Source organism: Phormidesmis sp. 146-33 (assembly GCF_052939515.1).
In genome coordinates, this window is record NZ_JBJPHU010000121.1 from 1 (window position 1) to 20,167 (window position 20,167).

Annotated in this window: 20 protein-coding genes; 8 read left to right on the plus strand and 12 right to left on the minus strand. The window is 48.2% G+C overall.

The annotated features are described in order from the left end of the window. Window positions 1-73: 73 nt before the first annotated feature. Window positions 74-628 (plus strand): SDR family oxidoreductase, encoded by a 555-nt coding sequence (locus tag ACJ2PR_RS29650; protein WP_446879694.1) that lies wholly within the window; start codon window positions 74-76, stop codon window positions 626-628. A 3-nt stretch (window positions 629-631) separates the two neighbouring features. On the opposite strand, the gene ACJ2PR_RS29655 is transcribed toward ACJ2PR_RS29650, so the two are convergent. The 3 genes from ACJ2PR_RS29655 to ACJ2PR_RS29665 form a co-directional block, all read right to left on the minus strand. Next, a complete protein-coding gene (locus ACJ2PR_RS29655) occupies window positions 632-1,066 on the minus strand; it encodes a helix-turn-helix domain-containing protein (protein ID WP_446879681.1) in 435 nt (144 codons plus the stop codon). A 23-nt stretch (window positions 1,067-1,089) separates the two neighbouring features. Then, a complete protein-coding gene (locus ACJ2PR_RS29660) occupies window positions 1,090-1,524 on the minus strand; it encodes a hypothetical protein (protein ID WP_446879682.1) in 435 nt (144 codons plus the stop codon). Between the two features lie 118 nt (window positions 1,525-1,642). Further along, the gene (locus tag ACJ2PR_RS29665) at window positions 1,643-2,158 is read right to left on the minus strand and encodes a DM13 domain-containing protein (protein WP_446862015.1); all 516 of its coding nucleotides are present in this window, start codon (window positions 2,156-2,158) and stop codon (window positions 1,643-1,645) included. Window positions 2,159-2,259: 101 nt separating this feature from the next. Between ACJ2PR_RS29665 and ACJ2PR_RS29670 the strand changes: the two genes are divergently transcribed. Next, window positions 2,260-3,294, plus strand: a complete 1,035-nt coding sequence (locus ACJ2PR_RS29670) for a DMT family transporter (protein ID WP_446870531.1) — start codon at window positions 2,260-2,262, stop codon at window positions 3,292-3,294. A 3-nt stretch (window positions 3,295-3,297) separates the two neighbouring features. Here the strand turns inward: ACJ2PR_RS29670 and ACJ2PR_RS29675 are convergent, their stop codons facing one another. Both ACJ2PR_RS29675 and ACJ2PR_RS29680 read right to left on the minus strand, forming a co-directional pair. Then, window positions 3,298-3,993: a DUF4079 domain-containing protein gene (locus ACJ2PR_RS29675; protein ID WP_446879683.1), complete on the minus strand. Its 696-nt coding sequence runs from the start codon at window positions 3,991-3,993 to the stop codon at window positions 3,298-3,300. 83 nt (window positions 3,994-4,076) lie between these two features. Then, window positions 4,077-4,463: a hypothetical protein gene (locus ACJ2PR_RS29680; RefSeq protein ID WP_446879684.1), complete on the minus strand. Its 387-nt coding sequence runs from the start codon at window positions 4,461-4,463 to the stop codon at window positions 4,077-4,079. A gap of 300 nt (window positions 4,464-4,763) precedes the next feature. Between ACJ2PR_RS29680 and ACJ2PR_RS29685 the strand changes: the two genes are divergently transcribed. The 3 genes from ACJ2PR_RS29685 (at window position 4,764) to ACJ2PR_RS29695 (ending at window position 8,444) form a co-directional block, all read left to right on the plus strand. Beyond that, entirely contained in the window at window positions 4,764-4,979 is a 216-nt protein-coding gene (locus tag ACJ2PR_RS29685) for a hypothetical protein (RefSeq protein ID WP_446879685.1), read from the plus strand. Between the two features lie 44 nt (window positions 4,980-5,023). Continuing rightward, window positions 5,024-5,275: a hypothetical protein gene (locus ACJ2PR_RS29690; RefSeq protein WP_446870527.1), complete on the plus strand. Its 252-nt coding sequence runs from the start codon at window positions 5,024-5,026 to the stop codon at window positions 5,273-5,275. A 328-nt stretch (window positions 5,276-5,603) separates the two neighbouring features. After that, window positions 5,604-8,444 (plus strand): tetratricopeptide repeat protein, encoded by a 2,841-nt coding sequence (locus ACJ2PR_RS29695; RefSeq protein WP_446879686.1) that lies wholly within the window; start codon window positions 5,604-5,606, stop codon window positions 8,442-8,444. A gap of 106 nt (window positions 8,445-8,550) precedes the next feature. Here ACJ2PR_RS29695 and ACJ2PR_RS29700 read toward each other — a convergent pair whose 3' ends face one another. The 4 genes from ACJ2PR_RS29700 to serA all read right to left on the minus strand — a co-directional run bounded on the left by ACJ2PR_RS29700 (window position 8,551) and on the right by serA (window position 13,284). After that, window positions 8,551-9,732, minus strand: a complete 1,182-nt coding sequence (locus ACJ2PR_RS29700) for a class I SAM-dependent rRNA methyltransferase (RefSeq protein WP_446879687.1) — start codon at window positions 9,730-9,732, stop codon at window positions 8,551-8,553. 523 nt (window positions 9,733-10,255) lie between these two features. Next, the gene (locus tag ACJ2PR_RS29705; protein WP_446879695.1) at window positions 10,256-10,510 is read right to left on the minus strand and encodes a hypothetical protein; all 255 of its coding nucleotides are present in this window, start codon (window positions 10,508-10,510) and stop codon (window positions 10,256-10,258) included. After that, window positions 10,480-11,370, minus strand: a complete 891-nt coding sequence (gene prmA, locus ACJ2PR_RS29710) for a 50S ribosomal protein L11 methyltransferase (protein WP_446862006.1) — start codon at window positions 11,368-11,370, stop codon at window positions 10,480-10,482. The genes ACJ2PR_RS29705 and prmA overlap by 31 nt, the downstream gene beginning before the upstream one ends. 333 nt (window positions 11,371-11,703) lie before the next feature. Further along, a complete protein-coding gene (gene serA, locus ACJ2PR_RS29715; RefSeq protein ID WP_446862005.1) occupies window positions 11,704-13,284 on the minus strand; it encodes a phosphoglycerate dehydrogenase in 1,581 nt (526 codons plus the stop codon). Between the two features lie 179 nt (window positions 13,285-13,463). Between serA and ACJ2PR_RS29720 the strand changes: the two genes are divergently transcribed. Then, on the plus strand, window positions 13,464-13,658 hold the full coding sequence (locus ACJ2PR_RS29720; RefSeq protein WP_446879688.1) for a hypothetical protein: 195 nt from the start codon (window positions 13,464-13,466) through the stop codon (window positions 13,656-13,658). Window positions 13,659-13,773: 115 nt separating this feature from the next. Here the strand turns inward: ACJ2PR_RS29720 and ACJ2PR_RS29725 are convergent, their stop codons facing one another. The 3 genes from ACJ2PR_RS29725 to ACJ2PR_RS29735 all read right to left on the minus strand — a co-directional run bounded on the left by ACJ2PR_RS29725 (window position 13,774) and on the right by ACJ2PR_RS29735 (window position 17,890). After that, window positions 13,774-14,598 (minus strand): DUF2927 domain-containing protein, encoded by an 825-nt coding sequence (locus ACJ2PR_RS29725; RefSeq protein ID WP_446879689.1) that lies wholly within the window; start codon window positions 14,596-14,598, stop codon window positions 13,774-13,776. A 233-nt stretch (window positions 14,599-14,831) separates the two neighbouring features. Then, complete coding sequence (gene menH, locus ACJ2PR_RS29730; protein ID WP_446879690.1) at window positions 14,832-15,611, minus strand: 2-succinyl-6-hydroxy-2,4-cyclohexadiene-1-carboxylate synthase; 780 nt, start codon at window positions 15,609-15,611, stop codon at window positions 14,832-14,834. Window positions 15,612-15,997: 386 nt separating this feature from the next. Beyond that, a complete protein-coding gene (locus ACJ2PR_RS29735) occupies window positions 15,998-17,890 on the minus strand; it encodes a heavy metal translocating P-type ATPase (RefSeq protein ID WP_446879691.1) in 1,893 nt (630 codons plus the stop codon). 128 nt (window positions 17,891-18,018) lie between these two features. Between ACJ2PR_RS29735 and ACJ2PR_RS29740 the strand changes: the two genes are divergently transcribed. Then, window positions 18,019-19,104 (plus strand): precorrin-8X methylmutase, encoded by a 1,086-nt coding sequence (locus ACJ2PR_RS29740; protein ID WP_446879692.1) that lies wholly within the window; start codon window positions 18,019-18,021, stop codon window positions 19,102-19,104. A 469-nt stretch (window positions 19,105-19,573) separates the two neighbouring features. After that, on the plus strand, window positions 19,574-20,167 hold a 594-nt coding region (locus ACJ2PR_RS29745; protein ID WP_446879693.1), incomplete at its 3' end, for a serine/threonine protein kinase.

Genomic DNA, 20,167 nt, shown 5'->3' on the forward strand with positions numbered 1-20,167 from the left:
ACTTCGTTTTACCCTCTTTTTTTAACGCAATTTAATTTCTGGATACATCTATTGGATATGTACGATTGCTACCATTCAAGCTAGAGGAGCAACCGTGTTGTTTCAGCCCACGGATGTCACGGTTGCGAAGTCTGTTAAAGCACTGGTGACACAAGCCGTTAAAGCTTTTGGAAGGGTTGATGCTGCTTTCAACAATACTTGTATCAATGCAACTCAGGTTCCGCTTGCAGAACAAGAAGAATTTGAAGTGATGGGCGTGATTGATCACAACCTGAATGGGCTTTGGATTTGTCTCAAGTATGAGATTGAGCAGATGCTGAACGGTCAGGGCGGCGCTGTCGTCAATAATAGTTCGATCTTTGGTTTAACGGGGTGTGCCAATAATGCGATCTATGTGAGTACAAAACATGCGGTTACGGGAATCACTAAAGCGGCTGCGATCGATTATGCTCAATGCAGAATTCGAGTGAATGCGGTTGCATCTAGTTCAACGGCTCACATGATCCCGATGGGGCGCATAGTCAGACCTCAAGAGGTGGCTAACGCAGTAGTCTGGCTGTGCTCAGATCAAGCTTCGTTTATTACTGGGCATACCTTACCGATCGACGGTGGATTTACCGAACAGTAGTTCTTAGTTTCTGCGGTATGCTCTCGGCGTTGTGCCTACGGTCTTGCGAAAATGCTGCGTCATCTGGCTTTGACTAGTGAAACCACATTCTAGGGCAATTTGGGCGATCGGTTTATCCTGTTGCTTTAATAATCGCTTGGCAAACTCGACTCGCTGTTGCAGCACATATTGATACGGAGATGTTCCTAGTGATTGCTTGAACAGCCGACAGAAATAGTATTGGCTCATGCCTAACAGATTAGCAACATCTTGTATGCTCAGTTCATCGCTAAGATCCTGCATGAAGTCGATCGCTTGTTGAAGTTGCTGATGCGATAAGCCACGATCGTAAGATCGTAGAGTAGGTGTTTGAGTCGAATAGTTCCGTAGCAGATGAATCAGGAATAGATTGGCGAGGGATTCGGTATAGAGTTTGCCACCGAGATTATCGCTGTACATTTCGCTATGGAAAGCAGTCGCGATCACGTCAATTGGTGATCCTGAATCTCTAGAATGGGATGCAACTCGGTGCGCTCCGGATACAAACAATCATTTTCTGCTGCCATCTGCTGAAGCTGTTGGGAATTGACATAAAAACTTATCGCTTCATCCGCTTGCTCACATTCCCAATAACAAAACGTAGGAGCTCGAGCAGGAATGAGAAACGTACTTCCTACCTGATTTGCACCATCATACTCCTGTCCATCAATGCGTGTAACCTGGCGGACATTGCTGTTGAGACTGAGGCATAAGAGATGCTCTGTAAGTCCATTCGGCGCATCGACTTCGCCAGCAGGCTGGAGATCATGCGTGACGATCAATCCTTGATCGCGAATCGATCGGCTCTCCTGAACCCAATCTTGGGGCAAAATCTCCGACCAAGAAGCTGAGCATTTTGGTGAAACAATGTTATCCATCGATTCCACTCCATTCGCATTAACATCTCTTGTACATTGGTTCCAGATTATCCTAACCCACACAAAAAACCTTGATTCAAATCAAGGTCAGGAAGGATTTAGAAATATTAGCGATTCGTTAACTGCTAGATTTCAAGGCAGCAGATCCAAAGGTCGCATTAAAGCGACGACACCAAATCACTGCCGATTGAAAGCCATCCAAGTTCAGGTTTTCTGGAATCTCATAGCTTTGCGCTCCACTGTATTCTTTCAACGGTGCGAGAACCGTATAATCGCCCTCTTTGAGCGGATATGCAGGTGGCGTTGTTTCCCCGATGACATTAGCAGAGCGATGCAGCACTACAACAAGATCAGGTCCAGAGGTCGAAGTCTTAAACTGATCGTTCAGTTGCAAAATTCGCTTGCCGTTTTGGTTGACAATTTCTGCTTTACCCTGCGTTGGGTGTTCGCCGTTCACAAAGTTACCAGATGAAATCACACTCGATTTTGCTGTCGCAGCTTGCGGTGTCGTTGGGGCGACAACTGTACTTTGAGGCATTGGGCTAGAGGTTTGGGTCGTTGCTTTTCCTCCACAACTCACAACGACGATCGCAACGAGACAGGACAGTAGAATGTAACGAAAACCGCGCTTCATGTCAAAAACTCCTTGAGAACTGCGTGTTTGGATTTGCCTTATGGAAGCGAATATCGCAGACTGGTATGAACCGCAAATGAATAGTTCATGAAAAGAAATTCATGTTCAAACAACTCGTCGATCGATTCAAACGAACGATTTCAGGTCAGGTCTATCTATGGCTTGCTGTCCTAATTTTTGGGGCTGCAAACTCTGTCACTCGAAAAGTAACCGAGCTTGGAGCGCAACACTTGATTGACGGGCGAAATCCCGTTTCGCTGTGCAATGTTCTGTTTGTTGGTAACATTTGTGCATTGTTTGTACTTGTTCTACTGCATCGACAGCAACTGAGATTGCTCAAGGATTTGTCACAGCAACAATGGACGGGATTGATTGCTGTTGCGATTTTGTCGGGCGCGATCGCACCTGCTTTCATTTTTCAAGCCCTTTCTTTGACCGCCGTGAATAATGTTGTGTTAGTTGGACGACTAGAACCCCCGATCGCACTTGTTCTTTCAATCTGGTTGCTTAAAGAACAGGTCACTCGCCTTGAGCAATTGAGCGCGATCGTTGTTTTGATCGGGGTGATGCTGTCTGTGCTGTTGCAGCCACCCACAGAGATGATTCAGATGGCTGGATTGACTTTCGGAAAAGGGGAAGCGTTAACAGCACTCGGCGCGATCGCGATAGCGGTTTCGACGGTAATTTCTAAAACGAGACTGACTCAAATTCCGATTGGACTCTATAGCATTGTTCGCACCGCATTCGGGACAGTTGTTTTCTTTTTGCTTGCTCTCCTGCTCTATGGTCATCACCATTTCATGGATGTGTTTGCGCCGTTTCTGTGGAAGTGGATGCTGGTTTATGGAACCGTGATTGTTGTGCTCGGTCAGTCGTTTTGGCTTTTAGGATTGCAAGGCTCTACAGTTTCAAGAGCATCATTGATTAGTTCATTTACGCCGATCGCGGGTGTTGCCTTTGCCTATTTGATTTTGGGCGAGACTCCGACAATGGCACACTACATTGGAGGCAGCATTGTTTTAGTGGGAATCGGGCTGAGTCAAGTTGCGACCGGGCATCAGAGATCACGAACCGTTCCAAAATCAGCCTCGATCGTGCAGACGATTGAAAACGAAACAGGCTTCAAAGGACTCTGAACCTTATGGACAAGTCAGCTTTTGGAAGTCGCACGCTTGAATGTGCAGTTTTTGCCAACTCAACGGAATCTCTAACAGGTCACGCGATCCAGTAAACCCTTGCCCAATGAACAGTAACAGTGCAAGACAACTAAGAATGATGTGAACATTGCGCCAGCGGTTTTTGCGATCGCGATAGATGTCTGGAACGATTGCAAGCGAAAAAATCATCAACAAAGAAACCGCCACACCATAGTAGTAATGAGACACATACCACTCAAATTCACGGCGAAACACTTCGGGTTGTGAGCCGAGCAAAATAATTCCCATTCCCGTCAAAGTTGCGAAGACAGCCCTCCAGAGCCGATTGCTGGCTCGATTTAGACCTGCTAGCGTTGCGATAGTCAACCCAAACACGAGTCCAACAAACACGACTCGAAGTGGCGCTTGTCCCCAAGCATTACTCGCAATCATTTTGAACACGATCGGGTGTGCCAAGCCAACCAGCGAAACCATCACGACTGCATTACTTAGCAGCCGTCCCAACCGAAGATGTTCTGCACCAACACCCGGAGCAATCTTATTCTTACTGCTTTTATCCGTACCAAGACGACGCTGCCGAGTCTGCCAAGCATAGTTCGTCACAATCCCAATCATTGGAAATACCAATGCGATCACAATCAGGGGATGAATCAATCCTGCGACATCTTCAATCTGCATAAAACACTCCATTGAGAACGTTGCAGCCGAAATCAGTAGAGATAATTCTATAAGCTATCTCTACCAACCTATCGTGTCCTTGACTACTGGCTGAGCGATCCCAACTTTGCATCTACCGTGCGGATGTAGCCAGTATCCGAGAGCGTTTCTGGCGAAAGTTGTCCTTGTGCAATAGCGACTCTCACCAAATCCTCAGCCGTCACTTGTCCACTCACATAAGCATGATGCAGTTGGGCATAACTGGGAATGCCTTGATTGATGTAGCTACCACGATATGCTGAGTTAACTAAGGCATTGGGCGAGAATTGCAACGAAGTCGGGCGATTGGTAGAAGAAACGTTTACCCCTTTGGGGAACTGCGAGGCAACCGCGGGTTTTTGTTCAATCGGTGCTTCCGCTGCAACTTTTGCAGGAGCCACAAAACTAGACAGAGCCAAAATCGATAGAGTAGCAAGAAGAACGCGCTTCATAATGAAAACCTCCGAGTTGAAGAAAGAGTTAGGGTGTGTTGTAAGGTTTGGTTGCCTTTGCCTTACACGCTCTACTTTCGGGGTTGGGCATGAATGCACAATGAATGAACTATGAAAGTTTTTTCATGATCGGTCACACCTCTCCAAGTCGCTCAGTTTAAGGCGCATTTGTTGGGGGTAGAAAACGGCAAGCCCGTGTTGTCTCCTGCCACCGTTCGCTGCATTTTAAGCTGCATTTTAAGGACACTCAAGGCGTTGTATGGTAGTAGATTAGGGATTACGCTCACGGACAACATCAAGATGCGGCGCCAACTCGTCCCAGACCCCGTTTTTATTGAACTCCAAGGCACAGAGCCACCAGTTCACAAAGTTGCTACTTCAGTAGATCTGAGAACTTCACGCATTGATGAGTTTTTCAACGCTCGATCGCTCACGCCCAACTCTCAGAAAGCCTATCGAAGCAATCTGAAACACTTTCTAGTTTTAGAGCTTATGCGGCTTCGTTATGGAACCTAGCAAGGGTTGAGAATTAATACGTTGAAATATTAAGAGCGAATAATTTGAACATTACCGACCAATTTATCAGCTTCATGCCATCCAAACTTAACGAAAATTTGCAGATGCTTACAGCATTTTTCGGACTCAGTGTTGAACAGCAAAAAGTAACCTTGCCTGTACTGCATGTAGAGGAGCTATTTGATTTTCCAGACGGAGACTGGCGAACTGATGAGGCGATGGAAGTTCTAGTGATGGCATATGCGGCTTGTCTCAACTCATTCTCAAACACATTAGACTTCCTGCACGAATCATAGATGCCCTCCGACAAAAGTCGGGGCTACAAGAGCAAAGTGTGCCTTCGCACACTAAAGAGGCGATTTTAACCGTTAGTCCACGGAGGTAGACTTTGTTCTGATAGCAGCGATTTCAATCGCCAGGTATTCATGCTTAGTCAACGTAACGTCAATTCAAGAAAGTAGGTGCCCGGTATGTGCAAGTTCTCCACGCAAATCGAGGATGAATCTGGCTTGCAAAGAAGCTACGTTAGGTACAAATGGCTGATCTAAAAAACCTGCCTCGACGCACAATAGTAAAAGGCGTAGCTGAATAGCATCCCTGGAAATGTTGTTTCATTCGTTGACAATGGCAGTAGATGTTCCTAATCCACCAATTCATGCAGCCCAGCAGGCGTTTCAAGCAGGTGACTGGGAGACGGTTGAGCAGATTTGTCAGCAAATTTTGCAGCAGTTTCCTGACCAGTTAGAGGCGTTAGAACTGTTGGGAATGCTGTATTGTCAGACGCATCAATTTGAACAAGCGATCGCCTACTACAACACAGTCCTCGCGCTCAATCCAGATAACGCTTCTGCTCACTACAACATTGGGACGGCATTCTCAAAACTAGAGCAGTATGAACCAGCGATCGCTCATTACCAACAGTCGATCAAGTTAGATTCAAGCTTCTACCAAAGTCACTACAATTTGGGTAATGCTTATCAGTCACAGGGTAATGATGAAGCTGCGATCGCGTGTTATCAAACCGTTCTCAAGCTCAAACCTGACCATCGACAAGCCATTCACAACTTAGGCGCTTGTTTGCAGAATTTGGAGCAGGTAGAGGAAGCGATCGCGGCCTTTCAGAAAGCGCTGGCGCTCAAACCGGATCATGCCTTGACGCACAATAGTTTGGGGGATGCGTATCGACGATCGGGGCGATTGGATGAGGCTGTGAGGTGTTTGAAAAGAGCGATCGCGCTTGATCCAAACTTCCCCGAAGCTTATCAAAATTTAGGAACAACACTCTATCAGCAAGGCAACTTTCAGGCGGCGACAGACAGCTATCAGCAAGCGTTGCGACTGCGGCCCGACTATCCAAAAGTGCGATTTAACTACAGTTTTATTTTGTTGTTGCAGGGCGATTTGCGTCAGGGTTTTCGGGAATATGAGTCGCGCTGGGTCGGGGGAGATCTGCCGTTGCCCAAATTTTCTCAGCCGCAGTGGGATGGCTCCGATCTCACAGGCAAAACGATTTTGCTGCACCCCGAACAAGGGTTGGGCGACACGATTCAGTTTATTCGCTATACGCCACTGGTAAAACAACGAGGCGGGCGGGTGCTGTTTGGCTGTCCTCCTCCCCTGTTTCGCTTGCTAAAAACGGCTCCTGGCATCGATCGCTTGATTGCTGAAGGCGAGTCTGTACCTGAGTTTGATTGTTACGTTCCGTTGTTGAGTTTGCCCCATCTTCTCGGCACGACTTTAGAGACAATTCCCGCGCCCATTCCCTATCTGTCCACTCCCTTTTCGGCTTCGACACCCCGCACCTCGCTTAAAGTTGGGTTCGTTTGGGCAGGCAATCCTAAAAATGGCAACGATGTCGATCGCTCGGCCAAGCTCACCGATCTTTTACCTCTTTTCGCTCTGGAAGGCGTTGAGTTTTATAGTTTACAAAAGGGTAAATCCGCAGAATTACAGCAGTTTCAAGAACAGTACAAAGTTACAGGTCTGCATGATTTAGAAGATCAGTTAGGCGATTTTGCAGATACGGCGGCAGCGATCGCCCTACTCGATTTGGTGATTAGCGTCGATACGGCAGTCGCTCATTTAGCGGGCGCAATGGGCAAACCTGTCTGGATTTTATTATGCACGGTTCCCGATTGGCGTTGGCTGCTCGATCGAGCGGATAGTCCCTGGTATCCAACGGCTCGGCTGTTTCGGCAAGTGCGATCGCGGGATTGGTCTGGTGTGATCGCAAGTATTAAAAAAGAATTGACGCAACTGATTCAAAACAATAATTCTAGTATTTCATTTTCATCTCAAAAGCCATTTCTAGTTGGAATCAATTTTCCGATTGGCGGTAATCTCGGTTGGGGTGTTTATGGATTAAATCTAGCAATCCAATTATTAAAAACTGCTGATGTGGAACCGATTCCATTAATGCCACTTCCCCAGGAGTTAAATCCGATCGTACGATCGCGCCTCCTACCCTTCATGAAGTTTCAACAGCAGCTACAACAGGTTTTACATCAACATCCAGATAGAATTCTACAAGCTGACTTACTGATTCTTAAAGCAACAGGCAATCATTTTGCAATCAGTCAAGAAGATAGGCGTGTGAATGGGAAGTATAACATTGGTGTGATTTTTTCAGAAGATACGTTTTTTGACAAACAGGCTTTGGAACGAGGAAAACGGTACGATCGCCTGATCACTGGTTCTACCTGGAATGCGGACGTTCTCAAAAGCTACGGCTTGACGGTCGAAACGGTTCAGCAGGGTATTGATTCCAGCCTTTTTCATCCCATGCCAAAATCAGGAATGTTGACCAATCGTTTCGTTATCTTTTCTGGCGGCAAACTGGAATATCGCAAAGGACAAGACATCATCATTGCCGCCTTCCGAATCTTTCAGGCCCGTCACCCAGAAGCGCTGTTGATCACTGCATGGCACAACCATTGGGCACGAACGATGGTCGGTTTGGAACGCGCTGGACATATTCGTAAACTCCCGAAAGTAAACGCTCAGGGACATCTACAAATTACACCCTGGCTAATCGAAAATGGAATTCCTGAAAACGCAATTCTAGACGTAGGATTGATTCCCAATCACGTAGCTCCAAGAATCTTAAGAGAAGCCGATGTCGCGATATTTACCAACCGCGCAGAAGGCGGCACCAACCTGGTTGCAATGGAAAGTCTTGCCTGTGGAATTCCTACCATTCTCTCGATGAATACGGGACATTTGGATCTGATTGGAGACGATCGCGGTTACCCCTTACGGACGCAGAAAAACGTATCGGGAAACGAGCAATATCGAGGCACCCAGGGCTGGGGCGAGTCTGATGTCGAAGAAGTAGTCGAGACGTTGGAAGCCATATACAACAACCGCTCAGAAGCCACCCGTCGAGGTAACGCAGCCGCCCAGTTTATGCAAAATTGGACTTGGGAAATTCAAGTTCAGCGATTGTTGCGGATACTTCAGCGTTAAATTGATTGTGCAGTGACGTGAATTTGATGAGATTATTCGCTGCGGTTATTAGTCCGGGCAGCCCCCTAAATCCCCCACCAGTGAGGGACTTTGAGGAAGTTCTCCTTCATCCCCGACTCCTGACTCTGCCCACCACAAACTTGAGATATCGCCCCTCTGGAAACTGTGCGGGAACCGGATGGTCGATCGCATGTCCGACTTCATGAATAATTTGAATGCGTTTTCCCGAATTTGCGCCTGCGGCGGCGATCACCTCCTTAAAGGCTTCGGGGCTGACTTGACTGGTGCAGCTTGCCGTCACAAGTAGCCCACCGGGAGACACACAACGCAGCGCCATCGCATTCAATTTTGTGTAACCGCGTAAGGCAGCATAGCGATTTTGTTTACTTTTGGCAAAGCTGGGCGGATCGAGAATAATTAGATCAAACAGACGCTTTTCTTGGCTGTAGTCGTCCAATAATTTGAAGCAGTCTGCGGTCACAAAGGTATGTTTTTTAGCATCCAAATCATTTAACAAAACGTTCTTCTCAGCAGCGGCGCTCAATCCTTTGCCAATGTCTACACTGGTGACATGACGAGCATTTCCGCGCAGCGCATAGAGCGAAAAAGCCCCCGTGTAAGCAAAACAATTGAGAACCGTACGATCGTCACTCAACCCTTCCACAAACCGCCGATTTTCACGATGGTCTAAAAACAATCCCGTCTTTTGCCCCGTCTGCAAGTCCACTTCAAACAACAGTCCGTGTTCTTGAACGACGAGCGAACTGGGAGCGGGTTTGCCCCACAAAAGCTGAGTTTTTTCGTCGCCTTCTCGAAGCTCGTTGGGACGCGATCGCAGCAAAATTCCCTTGAGCGGATGAATGGCTTTTAGCGCGTCTACCAGCCAATCCAGCAAGACCGCCGCCCCCTCCATGTAAGTCTGAATCACCGCAAAATCGCCGTACAGATCGACCGTCATGCCCGGTAGTCCATCGCCTTCGCCAAATAGCCACCGATACGCCGTACAACCTCTGGCGCGAAGGGGCGATCGCAATTCCCAGGCCGCCTGCACCTGTTGACGGAGCCATTTTGCATCTGGAAGCTGCTGTTCAGAAAAAATTCTCAGGGCGATCGAGCCACTTTCATCCCACAGCCCAAAGCCCGACCAGCCACCACACCTGACCTTGGCCCAACTCCCCGATGGTAATCGAAGACTCGGCGGCACATGATTGCGATAAACCCAGGGATGCCCCTGCACTAAATGATCTTTGAGCGAAGTCGGCAGTTGAATCTCGCGCAACTTGGACATGTCGGCACCTTGGACATCCGAAATGATGAGTCATTGATCCTAACACTGGACGCAATCTCGATCGCTCCGGACGCAGAAAAGCCCCTGGACGTCTGGCCGTGTTTCGACTCCAAGGGCTTTTCTAATTCGCTAACTCCTCACACCAAACATAATCCGGGAAATTCCACTCATTCACAATCCTCCTTATGACAGATATTCAACTGGCTGCTTGGTGGAAGGGAGGAGGGAGGAGGGATGAAGGCGTTGGCTCTATTGGTTCAGGTGTGTCAGTCTCTATCTCATTCGTGACATGCTGCTTAGGATCACGAATTAAATAAGATCTGTTTATTGCCAAGCGACTTCGCCCCCTAAATCCCCCATTCTGGGGGACTTTGAGATCAAAAAATTCTGGAATTCAAAACGGGTTCGAGCTTCAAAGTCCCCCAAATTTGGGGGATTTAGGGGGCTGCAACCCATTAAAACGAAGCCAAAATCAACTGACCAAGCATATTTAGAGAATTTCAGGTTAATAAACTCGCGTTCCTTAATCGGCGCGCTGTTGTCGGATCAGGAGAAGGCACAGGAGAAGGAGGGAGGGCGAAAGAATGAGGGCGAGAACGGTTGGGGTTGTGGGAGCGACCCCTTGCGGGTAACTCGAAGAGATCGCCGCCAGGGGGCCGGCGTATTTGATTAATAGAGAAATGCCCAAGGACAAACCCAAAACCTTGAGAATGAAAACGAGAATATCCATATGAATGGGAATTGTCCTTACGATCGGCGAATATTCAGACAGCACCAATCGCCACGTTTCCAGAGGGCTGCGACGATCCAGCCGTTTTCTTCGAGGGTGTCTGCGACGGGTTTGGCTTGCTCTAGCAAAATGCCACTCAAAATGCCCCAGGTGGTAAGTTTGACGATCGGCTTCCATTGAGGAATCAAATCGATAATCACTTCAGCCAAAATATTGCACACCAGACCGTCTACAGGTTCTTTGATCATCTTCTCTAACTGGTCTACGCTGCCCTCACCGACGGTTAAGCGATCGGGGTCGATATGATTCAGTTCAATATTTTCTCGCGTGGCTCTGACTGCCAACGGATCGGTATCAACCGCATAAGCTTGAGCGGCTCCTAGCAAAATCGCCCCAACTGAGAGAATGCCTGACCCGCACCCTACATCGGCAATTGTAATATTCTGCGGATTGTCGCTAAAGCGCATTTCCAACGCTTCGAGACAGAGTTGCGTCGTAGCATGATCGCCCGTTCCAAAGGCGACACCGGGTTCTAGTGTGAGAATCAAGCGATCGGTCTTCTCTGGTTCAGGAATCCAGGCGGGGTTAATCAGGAAGCGATCGCCCACTTCTTGCGGTTGCCAATAGACCTTCCAGCTACTCGCCCAATCCTCTTCGTCAATCAGATGCCACTGCACCACGGGCGGCGAAGACTCGACACAGAGCGCATCCTGCCGAATCAACAACGACAGCGCCGACAAATCCAACAAACCCGCTTGCTGCTGGGGCAAATAGGCAGACACAAGACAAGACGACCCCTTTACCTGGCTCGAAGTCCCCCGACAGCCAAACTTTTCGAGTCGCCAAAACACCACCTCATCGAGCGCAGTGTCACAAAATATTTGAATTTCCCACCAGCTATTTGCCATGAGTTACGGGGATGAGGGAGAACTTTGTTCCGCTTCGCGAGGAGGGATGAGGGATGAAGTTTGGCAGTGAATCCAGGGTGTGCCTATTTCCACTTCTTGAACTTCAGAATCTCCCTTATTTAAGAAGAAATTTAAGAAGAAGTTTGACAGTGAATCCATTCTGCTGCTCGTGATATCGCACAGTGTACTTTGTTGCTAACCAATCCATCCTCAAATCCCCATCGCGAGGAATGTTGAAGGGTTTGGAATAACCTACGTTCTCACATTACTATCAGAATCCTCCTTTTTCATCCCTCATCCCTCATCCTTCATCCCTTTTCATCCCTCATCCCTCTAAAGCGTCACCGTATACGCATCCCGAATCCCAGACACCTTCTTGATCTCATTCAAAACGTCCTCTGGTAGGGGGTCGTCAATGCTCAAGACCATAACCGCATCGCCGCGCACAATTTTGCGTCCGACTTGCATACTGGCAATGTTGACGTTAAAGCTGCCCAGCAGGGAGCCAATTTTGCCAATGATGCCGGGGACATCGCGGTGCAGGGTAAACAGCATATAGCGATTGGGGGGGACATTGACCGGGAAATCATCGACGCTGGTAACGCGGATTTCGTTATCTCCCAGTAGGGCACCCGTGACAGAATGTTCGCCCAGTGCGCCTTTGGCTGAGAGATGTAGCGATCCCGCGTAGTCCTTAACCGAAGCGTCACGAGTCTCGATCACCCGAATGCCCCGTTCTTTGGCTTCGATGCTGGCGTTGACGTAGTTGACCCGTTCTTGAAGAGCGTGAGACAACAATCCTTTGAGGGCCGCGACGACGATCGGTTGACTTTGATTGGTTGCCAATTCTCCCCGCAAGCCAATGTTGAGGGATTCGATGCGTCCGCCTGCCAGTTGTCCGACTAGATTTCCCAGGGTTTCGGCAAGCTGTAGGTAGGGCTTTAGCTGCTCCAACACATCGGGACGCAGGCCAGGAATGTTGACCGCCGATCGTGCAGGCAGCCCCAATAAGACATCGCGAATCTGTTCGGCGACATCGATCGCCACATTCACCTGAGCTTCTTCGGTCGAGGCTCCCAGGTGCGGCGTGAGAACGATTTCTTTACCTAGCGCTTTGAGGGGCGACTCACCGAGCGGTTCGGACTCAAATACGTCGATCGCGGCTCCGGCAATTTGGCCTGCTTTGAGCGCGTCGGCTAAGGCTGCTTCGTCAATGATCCCGCCTCTGGCACAGTTGATGATCCGGGCGGTGGGCTTCATCTTGGCGATCGCATCCGCATTGATCAGATTTGCCGTCTCCGAGGTTTTGGGAATGTGTAGCGTGATGTAGTCTGCCTCTTGAAACAGCACATCCAAATCGACCAGGTGACAGCCTAGTTGATCGGCGCGTTCGTTAGAGATAAAGGGGTCAAACGCTAATAGCTTCATGCCCATCGCTCTGGCCACTGTGGCAACGTGAGCGCCAATTTTGCCCAAGCCAACCACACCCAACGTTTTTTTATAAACTTCAACGCCCGTGTAGTTTTTGCGATCCCATTTGCCACCTTTGAGAAGTTCGTTGGCTTGAGGAATGTAGCGAGACAGAGCCATCATCATGGCGATCGTGTGCTCGGCGGCGGCGATCGTGTTGCCTTCGGGTGAGTTGACGACGACAATGCCTTTGCGAGTAGCGGCGGTGACATCGACGTTATCGACTCCCACCCCTGCGCGTCCGATAATTTTGAGGAGGGTGCCCGCTTCGATCACTTCCTGGGTGACACGAGTTCCAGAACGAATCATCAGCGCGTCGTATTCTGAAATAATTTCGACTAATTGTTCGCGAGTGAGATCTGTTTTGACATCGACCTGAGCGACCTGAGAGAGAATATCGATCCCGACTTGATCAATCGGATCAGAAACAAGAACCTTGGGCATAAAGTTAAAGGGGATGGAGTAGAGAAGGGCAAGGGGAGAGAGTTTTGAGTTCTCAGCTTTGAGTGTTTGGGTCTGATTTGGCAGGGTGGCCCAAGTCAAAACTCATTACTCATAACTTTACTTACTTCAGCATTTCCCCGATACGTCATTTTAAGGGATTGGGGTCGCTTGCCCGACGGATGACCAAAAGTTTTTCGATTCTTGTCAGCGAGTCTGTATATTTGGTGGCAGACAGGGCGATCGTTCTTCTAAACCGTAGAAACGATGGATTGAATCATGCGATCGTGGGGCTGGGGGTGAGGCGATCGGGCAGCCAGTGCGATCGTTTTGGGATGAGTGGACAAACAGCATGTTCATTGATAGCTCGATCGTGAACAGCTATTTCAACAGGCCAAGTTCTTTAGAGAGGTCTAACATCCCCTTCAGCAGGCCACTCGCACGATGGGGATGTCACTGCGCTCCAACCGACAAGCTACTTGCTGACAGTCTCTAACGCTTTGCACAGGTTGGGTTTCCAAAGTCTAAAGCAACCTGTTTGGAGTCACACTGGGTTGATGGGGTTTGTGCTTGAAGTGAATTGAGAACGTCGATCACCTGAGCTTGGTTCATACCGGGACGAATTTGAGGACTGTACAGCATCTTGATCAGCGCCCGATCGAGACTTGAATATTGAGTCACATCCGTCCAGGGTTGATAAAACATGCTGTCTGCATAGCGGTTAGAGTCTTGCATCAATCCCAATGATTGCGTTAACTCTTCGCGAATTAGATGCGATCGCTCTTTTTGGGTGACTTGCTTGCTGGTAATCAGAATGTTGGCGTTCGTAATCGTGTCGTTATTCCACTGCGTCCAAATGTAGCCATAATTTACAGGCTGATAGTTTACCTCAAGCTGTTTAAATTTCCATTCTGGAGCAAAGTGAATTGTGACGTTGGGGTTTTGGGTGACTAATTGTAACCGTACGTTTCCAGCCGTTAACTCATTGATTTCGTTGATAACCGTGTTTAGCGTTTCTAAATCTGCATTCGTTGGCGTTCCGAGTACTTTAATTCTCAAATCTTCTTGCCATTTACGAATTTTAGCCCCGTTAATATTGGAATATTCTGCGCCCATTGCAACTTCCATAAAATAACGAATCTGCTCTTGCGTATATTCTCCCGGCTCAGAGACGGCAGACTGAAGAAAACTAGAGGGTGGAAGGGCGACCGGACGACCAAAACCAGGAGAAATCAGCACGATCGGGATCAGCGTTGAGACAAATCCGATAAGCAGGGGGTGACAGGTGATTGCTTTAAGAAGGGAGAGCGATCGCATGTTTTTTCTTCCTTACGCAGGGGTGTGCTGAGTCAGCTTTTTTGAGGATGTTTGAGAAAGTGCTGAAAGATGGAGTCAGAATTCCCAAAGGTCGAGAAAAAAGCGCCGTGAAGAAAGCTCTTTTAATAGTACACTTGTTCTAAAAATAGTGCTTTCTGATCTGACGCTCTCATCGATCACCTTTTTACAAGCCAGAACTTTCTGATCAGGAAACAACGAATCGTTTGGTGTATCTAGCGAGTCGATCGCAAAAAATCGCTGATGTGCATTGTAAAGGCTTGCGGGTTTTCGAGGTGAAGGTTGTGGCCAGTGTTGACAAGAATTTCAAGTTGGGCAGTTGGGCAGCGGGCGGCGATTTCTTGATTGATGGAGACAAATTTGCGATCGTGCGCTCCCACCATCAATAGTAACGGCTGCTTGTAGTGTGCCAATTTGCCCCAAAAGCTGGGCTGACGACCTGTACTTAAGTTTCGCAGTGATTTCGCTAGTTCAATGGGATTATTTTTTAATCTATGTTCATAAAAGGCAGCAAAATTTGGGTGCTGTTTGAGCGATCGAAAAAGCGGCTGATCGTACCATTCGGTGAGAAATTCTGGGAAATTAGACGTTATGCGATCGCTCAGTTGGTCATCGTGTTCTCTTCTAAGGGCGCGTTCGGTCTCTGTTTTTAATCCGGGAGAGGCTGATTCGAGAATTGTTTTGGGAAAGCGATCGGGAAACTGCAACGCTAAAGACAATGCTAACCGTCCGCCCAGAGAATACCCTACGAGAATAGCCTGGGGAATGTCGAGTTGAGTGAGCAAGTCTACGATTGCCTGTGCCGTAGTAGATAGTGAATAGTCGCCAACCACCTGAGTTTTGCCATGTCCGGGCAGATCAAGACACAGACAACAGAAGCGATCGAACTGAGGAACAATATCGGCAAACTCTTCACTACTTCCAAGAAACCCATGTAGGAAGAGGATTACAGGTAAAGTCGTCGAGCCGTGGCGCGTAAAGTTAAATTGAAACAACGGTTCTCAGATAGGATGTTTGAAATAGCGGGTTCTTAATGATTAGTTCTTAGGGACTAGTTTACGGTCAAAGACTAACCACCGAATTCTCACAACTCAAATAGAATACTTAATTTAACGTGAATTCGATGGAGTTTTTTCGCTTTGTTATTGAGCGCTTCGCCCCCTAAATCCCCCATTCTGAGGGACTTTGAATCAGCATAATTTCTTTGAACTCTGGAATTTTTTCTTGGTCAAAGTCCCCCAATTTGGGGGATTTAGGGGGCTGAAGCCGACTCAAACGAAGCGAGTCCTTCTCATCGAACTGACGTTAATTTATTGAGAGGTTAAAGGCATTTCGGAATGGTCATAGAGGATTTTATCGAACTCCGGTTAATTAAAGTTTATTAACCATTTCTCAACAACCGCAGGCCACTTAATGTAACTAGAACGGTCGAGCCTTCATGACCCACTACGCCCAAAGGGAGGGTAATGCCACCTGCAAAATTGGCAATTAGCAAAAGAACAATAAAGGTGAGCGCAAAGGTGATGTTTTGTTTGACAATGACTTGAGATCTGCGGCCCAGAGCGATCGCGCTGCCAATTTTTTCTAAACGGTCTGCCATCAAGACGACATCCGCCGTTTCGAGGGCCACATCGCTGCCGACAATTCCCATCGCAATGCCGACAGACGCTTGGGCGAGAGCGGGTGCGTCGTTGATTCCATCGCCTACCATTGCCACCGTTTTGTATTGACGCTGTAGACGCTTCATCAGATGTAGTTTGTCTTCTGGCAATAAGTCTGCGTAAACCTGGTCGATTCCTAGCATTTGAGCAACCCGATCAGCGCTGCGTGCATTGTCGCCCGTGAGCAAAATTATCTGTTCGATGCCCAATTTTCTCAGGTGAGCGATCGCTCCTATCGCCTCCGGTCGGATCGTATCGGCTAACGCAATCAGTCCCAAAACTTTCTCAGATTGAGCGACCCAAACGACAGTGTTGCCTTGGGCTTCTAGCTGGTCGCTTAGTTGTGAGAATTGGGGTGGCACTTGAGAAATCAAACTAGCTTTGCCCACGAGAGATGGCTGTCGCTGCACTAATCCCAAAACTCCTTGACCGGGAAGCGCTTGTACGTCCGTTGCTAACAAATTGGAGGGAAGATGGGTGCAAATTGCTTGAGCGATCGGATGTTCTGAATAAGCTTCTAACGCCGAGGCGACTTCCAGAACTTGAGTTTCAGAATAGCCTGGAGCCGCGATGATTTTGACAACGCTGGGCTTTCCGGTTGTGAGGGTGCCTGTTTTGTCGAAAGCGATCGCCCGCACTTTGCCCAACATCTCCAATTGAGCGCCATTTTTGAATAAGATTCCCTGTCTCGCACCGTTGGCGATTCCTGATAACAGCGTCGGCATGATTGCTGCCATCAATGCACAGGGAGACGCGACGACGAGGAAGATTAAGGCTCTGTAGATCGTGGTTTCCCAAGTCCAGCCCCAGAAAAATGGAGGCAGAAGGGCGAGTAAGATTCCTGTCACGACAATCACTTTGGCGTAACTACGTTCAAATCGCTCGATAAACTGCTGTGACGGAGGCGTTTCGGTTTGGGCCTGTTCGACGAGCCGGATCACGCGCTGAATCAGACTACTTTCGGGCGGTTGGTGGACTTTGAGCATTAAGGCTCCCGTTCCGTTTAGCGTTCCCGCAAATACTTCGTCACCTACATTTTTTTCAACGGGAAGTGATTCGCCTGTGATTGCTGCCTGGTTGATTAAACTGTTTCCCTCGATAATCAGAGCATCGGTCGGAATCAATTCTCCTGGTTTGACAAGCAGCCGATCGCCCACCTGCAATTCTCGAATTAAGATCAGTTGTTCTTGTCCATTCTGCAAGACTCGTGCCCTATCAGAAGTCAGACTCATCAAGCTGCGAATACTGCGATCGGTGCGCTGCATTGCATACCCTTCGAGCGCTCCACTAATCGCAAAAATCAAAATCAGAACGGCTCCATCGACAATCAGATAATATTCTCGCCGCCAGAGTCCCAATCCTGCTGCACCGAGCGCCGCCACAATCATCAACAAATCGACATCCAGTTCTCTCTCTGCAAACAGAGTCGTCAGTCCTTCACGAGCGCTGTCATAGCCCCCAATCACATAAGCCGCCGGAAGAATCAACAGTCCCACACTCAGCCAGCCTACATTCAACGCCGCCCAGCCCAAGAGAACCAGAAACCCACAAGTCAGAGCCGCGATCGCATCGGGATGATCTTTAGCAAATTGAGGAAAACGAACAGATTGCATAAGGAGCGATCGCCAAGAGAACTCCCTCACTCTAAACATTGACATCAGTGTTAAGGTCAAGCAAACGCTACAAATTCCTCCCTCCTCCCTCCTCTCTCCTCTCTCCTCTCTCCTCCCTCCTCCCTCCCATGCTGACCATCAAACAACTCACTCAAACCGTCGGCGGCGACGTATCTCCTCGCATGGTGCGTCATTATCATCAATTGGGATTGCTTCCTCAACCCGAACGATCGCCCGGAAACTATCGGCTCTACACCGAAAAAGACGTGCAGCGTTTGCAGCGAATTGTCACCCTCAAACAGCAGGGATTTCAGCTTTCCCACATTCACAAGCTGCTAGAAGCCGAACCCGAATCAGAACAGACTGCCTTGCTTGGACAACTTCAACAACAGTATCGATCGGTGATTCAGCAAATGACTCATCTTAGACAAACCGCAGCCGCATTAGAAGGATTACTGGGACGCGATCGCCAGTGTCAGATCGTCCAAGCCGAAGCGATCGCTCAATTGAAACATTTGGAAGCAAAGACCCAAACAGAATTAGAAACGCTGTGGAGAGGATTAGATATCGCAGTCGATCATCACCCAGAATCATTTGAAGAATCACTACAGCGATTGCTACCAGACTTAAGCGATCGCTCCGAAATTGAAGTCGATTTGCTGTCAAAACTGGTTCTCGCCTGTGGAGATCTGAGTCTGGTGCCGTTTGTGAAAGTCAGTCAAGGGGCGATCGCGGCGGCTCGTAACGCAATGAAACAGGGATGTACGATCGTGACCGACATTCCCACCGTGACGGCGGCTTTAGATCAGACTCGTCTCGCTCATCTAAACTGCGTCACAAAAATGCTGATTGATGACCCTCACATCAACGATGTCACTCAAGCAGAACAAGCTTTTCGGCATCAAGCCAATTGGCAACAGCGACTACAGCAGATTCCCCACGGATGTATTTTGGTGATTGGATATGCGCCGTCTGTTTTGTTGGCGGTGTGTGAGGCGATTCGTCAGGGAACGGTTGCACCCGCTTTGATAATTGGAATGCCGATCGGATTTAGTCATGCCCCAGCCGCCAAGCGACGATTGATGCAGCTAGACCTGCCGTATGTGACGATCGAAGGCACGATCGGGGGTGGATTGTTAGCAGCCGTTGCTTTAAATTCTCTCGTCGAGTCTCTGATCGAGAAACCGGATTGTCATTGCTATTTAAGCCACTGAGAAACGTTGCTTTCCGATCGTGCAAATCGTTCTGGCGTTGCTGATTGGAGGGATGACTCTGTGGGAAGTGTCCATCTGTTCGCCCCCTAAATCCCCCAAAAATGGGGGACTTTGAACCTTGGGGTTCCCGCCGCTTTGGGGCAATTCATCTCCTGATTCAGCAACGCCAAAATTCTAAATCTACGTCAACTTGATCTCGATATTCCTCGCCTTTTGCATCTCACAAATAAATTAGCCCTACCTTACAAAAGTGGAATTTTCTAGCTGCCCGCCTTAGTAAGGAGTTGGGGGAGGTCAAGGATCGGTTACCCCTGAAAATTGATTTGGTATGAGATCTGATTCAAATTGGATTGCCGATGTTAGATTAGTACAAAAGTTCTGTTTGAATCGTTTATCTGGTCAAACTTTTTGGGCGATCGACTCAATTGAAGGTTAGTTTTTTTGAGGCGAATAGTTTAACTTGTCTGCTATGCAATCTCCAATTCCAATCGGGACGCTTTTGCACAACCGTTACAAAATTACAGGGATACTGGGGCAGGGAGAGTACGGTTGGGCCTATATTGCAGAAGATCAAAAACGCTTGAATGAGCGCTGTGTTTTGGAGGAATTCATTCCAACTAGAGCGACAAATTTAGATGATTTAAGAGAGCAATTTCAGCAAAAGGTGAGTGTTTTAACACAATTGCAGCACCCTCAAATTCCTCGATTTCGAGTCGTAATTGTCCATGATCGTCGCTTATTTTGGGTGAGAGACTATGTGCAAGGAATTAGTTATCGAGCCTGGTTAACCGATCGACTGATTCAAAATAATCTCTTCTTAGAAGCCGAAGTTTTGGATCTGTTTGAAAAATTGTTGCCTGTTTTGAGCGATGTTCACGATCGCGGCATGATTCACCAAAATATTTCGCTCAACAGTATTGTTTTCAGACACTCCGATCATCTTCCCGTCCTGATTCAGTTTGGGTTGCTTAAAGAAGTGGCGTTTGATCTAAAACTCAAGCCTCATCAGCGATCGCATGACTGGGGATATGCACCCTTAGAGCAGCGATTGGGCGATCGAGTC

Excerpts from the sequence above, each read along its gene's own strand:
- ACJ2PR_RS29655 (WP_446879681.1), bottom strand. The coding sequence starts at position 1,066 with ATGTACAGCGATAATCTCGGTGGCAAACTCTATACCGAATCCCTCGCC.
- ACJ2PR_RS29695 (WP_446879686.1), top strand. The coding sequence starts at position 5,604 with ATGGCAGTAGATGTTCCTAATCCACCAATTCATGCAGCCCAGCAGGCG.
- ACJ2PR_RS29675 (WP_446879683.1), bottom strand. The coding sequence starts at position 3,993 with ATGCAGATTGAAGATGTCGCAGGATTGATTCATCCCCTGATTGTGATC.
- prmA (WP_446862006.1), bottom strand. The coding sequence starts at position 11,370 with ATGGCAAATAGCTGGTGGGAAATTCAAATATTTTGTGACACTGCGCTC.
- ACJ2PR_RS29685 (WP_446879685.1), top strand. The coding sequence starts at position 4,764 with ATGCGGCGCCAACTCGTCCCAGACCCCGTTTTTATTGAACTCCAAGGC.
- ACJ2PR_RS29720 (WP_446879688.1), top strand. The coding sequence starts at position 13,464 with ATGACCAAAAGTTTTTCGATTCTTGTCAGCGAGTCTGTATATTTGGTG.
- ACJ2PR_RS29725 (WP_446879689.1), bottom strand. The coding sequence starts at position 14,598 with ATGCGATCGCTCTCCCTTCTTAAAGCAATCACCTGTCACCCCCTGCTT.
- ACJ2PR_RS29670 (WP_446870531.1), top strand. The coding sequence starts at position 2,260 with ATGTTCAAACAACTCGTCGATCGATTCAAACGAACGATTTCAGGTCAG.
- ACJ2PR_RS29660 (WP_446879682.1), bottom strand. The coding sequence starts at position 1,524 with ATGGATAACATTGTTTCACCAAAATGCTCAGCTTCTTGGTCGGAGATT.
- ACJ2PR_RS29700 (WP_446879687.1), bottom strand. The coding sequence starts at position 9,732 with ATGTCCAAGTTGCGCGAGATTCAACTGCCGACTTCGCTCAAAGATCAT.
- ACJ2PR_RS29735 (WP_446879691.1), bottom strand. The coding sequence starts at position 17,890 with ATGCAATCTGTTCGTTTTCCTCAATTTGCTAAAGATCATCCCGATGCG.
- ACJ2PR_RS29665 (WP_446862015.1), bottom strand. The coding sequence starts at position 2,158 with ATGAAGCGCGGTTTTCGTTACATTCTACTGTCCTGTCTCGTTGCGATC.
- ACJ2PR_RS29680 (WP_446879684.1), bottom strand. The coding sequence starts at position 4,463 with ATGAAGCGCGTTCTTCTTGCTACTCTATCGATTTTGGCTCTGTCTAGT.
- serA (WP_446862005.1), bottom strand. The coding sequence starts at position 13,284 with ATGCCCAAGGTTCTTGTTTCTGATCCGATTGATCAAGTCGGGATCGAT.
- ACJ2PR_RS29740 (WP_446879692.1), top strand. The coding sequence starts at position 18,019 with ATGCTGACCATCAAACAACTCACTCAAACCGTCGGCGGCGACGTATCT.